This is a genomic window from Clostridium tyrobutyricum (genome assembly GCF_019144085.1).
In the GTDB taxonomy this organism is placed as follows: Bacteria; Bacillota; Clostridia; order Clostridiales; family Clostridiaceae; genus Clostridium_B; species Clostridium_B tyrobutyricum_A.
Map to the genome: position 1 here is coordinate 1 of NZ_JAHHUY010000083.1, position 787 is coordinate 787.

Annotated in this window: 1 protein-coding gene; it reads right to left on the reverse strand. The window is 31.5% G+C overall.

What is annotated here, in order from left to right:
* The coding region (locus KM800_RS15095) for a transposase (protein WP_217813821.1) at nt 1–787 on the reverse strand (787 nt) is incomplete at both ends.

Here is a 787-nt window from a genome sequence, read left to right on the forward strand (position 1 = left end):
TTGCTTTTACCTTTCATATTTTCCTTGTAGAAATTAAGTAGAACTTTATTTATAGGTTCACCGCTTCTATTTTTGCGTATTGACGCTAACGCGACAGCGTATAAGGCCCTCCGTCCTATTCTGGTACCACGTTTAGACATGACATTTTTGTTACTGTTAAACTTACCAGATTGGTTGACAGAAGGATCTATACCAAAATAAGCAACTAAGTGTTTAGGTTTAATAAAGCCTTTGATATTGCCGATTTCACTCATTATTGTGATGGCAGTTAGTTCACCAACACCTGGTATTGAATAAATTAATTGAATATTTTTCTTGAATTCAGCAGAAATTCTATTGCTGTGCATTAATAGATGTATTTCTCTTAATAAGTTTTTAATTTGAGTTTCTAATGACTCTATTATGGTAATTGTGTTAATAATTTTTACAAATAAACTAGGTGATTTTAGACCAATATAAACAGCTTCTTCAGCGGCAGCATATAGCTTGTTATAAATTTTTTCACTATGCACCAGTCCCTTTCGAGAATTGGTTGAAATGAGGCCAATTAGGGCGTCTCTATCAGCATTTAAGATTGCTTCAGGGCTGGAATAAGTTTTTAAAATTGCAATTGATGTTTTACAAGTTATATTTGAAAAAACAGTGTTGTAAGTTGGAAAGATGACTCTTAAGTCAGTAGAAAGTTTTTTCTTGAATGTAGATTTACTATCAGTAAATTTATAGTAATCTCTACAAAGAGATTTTAACGTGTAGATTTCGATATCAAAGTTAGAAGAATATTTGACAT